Source organism: Tepidimonas fonticaldi (genome assembly GCF_001675355.1).
Lineage (GTDB): Bacteria > Pseudomonadota > Gammaproteobacteria > Burkholderiales > Burkholderiaceae_C > Tepidimonas > Tepidimonas fonticaldi.
On sequence record NZ_LZDH01000064.1, the window covers coordinates 1 to 729 of the forward strand.

1 protein-coding gene is annotated in these 729 nt (G+C 45.5%); it reads right to left on the reverse strand.

The genetic code is table 11. From position 1 onward, the window contains the following. On the reverse strand, nucleotides 1–729 hold a 729-nt coding region (locus tag A9O67_RS13210; protein ID WP_156682301.1), incomplete at both ends, for a GTP-binding protein.

A 729-nucleotide genomic window follows, 5' to 3' on the forward strand; every position in this document is an offset into this window, starting at 1 on the left:
CAGAATACCATTAATTGCAGGTACATCTGTTGGCGCAGGTAAGTAATCAACAACTGCATCCAGCATCGCCTGAACACCTTTGTTCTTAAATGCAGAACCACAGGTAACCAGGATAATTTCGCTTGCAAGAACACGTTGACGTAATGCAGCTTTAATTTCTGCTTCAGTCAGTTCTTCACCGCCCAGATATTTTTCCATCAGTTCTTCTGATGCTTCTGCTGCGGTTTCGATCAGGTTGTTGTGCCACTCTTCAGCAGCTTCTTGCATGTTCGCAGGGATATCTTCGTATTCGAAGGTAACGCCCTGGTCTTCATCACTCCACTTGATTGCTTTCATTTTCAGCAAGTCAACAACACCAGTGAACGACTCTTCTGCGCCGACTGGTAATTGCAGTGGAACTGCGTTAGCAGCTAAACGTGATTTTAATTGCTCAACAACACGTAAGAAGTTCGCACCCATACGGTCCATTTTGTTAACGAACGCGATACGTGGAACTTTATATTTGTTAGCCTGACGCCATACAGTTTCAGACTGTGGCTGAACACCACCAACTGCACAGTAAACCATTACTGCGCCATCAAGAACACGCATAGAACGTTCTACTTCGATAGTGAAGTCAACGTGTCCCGGGGTGTCGATGATGTTGATACGGTGTGGCTCATACTGTTTTGCCATACCAGACCAGAATGCAGTAGTCGCTGCAGATGTGATAGTAATACCACGCTCTTG